At 45.4% G+C, this 826-nt stretch carries 2 protein-coding genes; both read left to right on the top strand.

Annotation, left to right across the window (positions count from 1 at the left end):
* Positions 1–136: 136 nt before the first annotated feature.
* Positions 137–487: an ArsC family reductase gene (locus tag R7R24_RS25850; RefSeq protein WP_043038160.1), complete on the top strand. Its 351-nt coding sequence runs from the start codon at positions 137–139 to the stop codon at positions 485–487.
* A gap of 19 nt (positions 488–506) precedes the next feature.
* Positions 507–826 (top strand): M20/M25/M40 family metallo-hydrolase (locus R7R24_RS25845; protein ID WP_318119981.1); only part of this gene is annotated, 320 nt, incomplete at its 3' end.

The raw sequence follows: 826 nt of genomic DNA, 5'->3' as shown, positions 1-826 counted from the left end.
TCTATATACACATTATTAACCACATCGTTTTGTCAGTTTGATTGCTTATTGATAGGCTGCTGAATCAGCCAAGAAATACCTCCCCAACGCGCGTTGCGCTCTAGAGAGTAAAAACAGAATAAAAAAGGGAAACATTATGACAATTACCATGTTCGGCATTCCAAACTGCGACACCATCAAAAAAGCAAAGAAATGGTTGGAAGCTGAAAACATTACGTTTGATTTTCACGACTACCGCAAACAAGGTATTGATGCTCAAATGGTGACTGAATTTTGTCAGGCGCTAGGCTGGGAACAAGTTCTCAACAAACGTGGCACCACGTTCCGCCAACTGACTCAAGAACAAAAAGACACGCTTAACGAAGAAAATGCTATTGCGCTGTTGGTTGACAACCCAGCGATGATTAAGCGCCCAATTCTGAACGTAGACGGCCAACTCCATATCGGTTTCAAAGCAGACCAATACGCTACGATTTTTAATTCATAAATGTAAGGAAGACTCAAGGATGACAGACAGTCCAGTACTGGCACTTGCAAAAGACCTGATCAGCCGCCAGTCCGTAACACCTGAAGATGCAGGTTGTCAGGACCTAATGATCGAACGTTTAAAAGCGCTCGGTTTTGAAATTGAAGTTATGGTGTTTGAAGACACCACCAACTTTTGGGCGCGTCGCGGTAACGAAGCGCCATTGTTTGCTTTCGCAGGTCACACAGATGTCGTACCCGCAGGCAAGCTAGAACAATGGGGTACACCACCGTTCGAGCCAACCATCATCGATGGCTACCTTCATGGTCGTGGTGCGGCCGATATGAAAGGCTCTTTGGC

This window comes from Vibrio sp. 704 (assembly GCF_033339295.1).
The sequence above is the reverse complement of the archived record's forward strand: the minus strand, read 5'-3'. Positions and strand labels throughout refer to the sequence as shown.

Bases quoted from the DNA above. Each gene is read 5' to 3' on its own strand.
- R7R24_RS25850 (WP_043038160.1), top strand. From the start codon at position 137: ATGACAATTACCATGTTCGGCATTCCAAACTGCGACACCATCAAAAAA.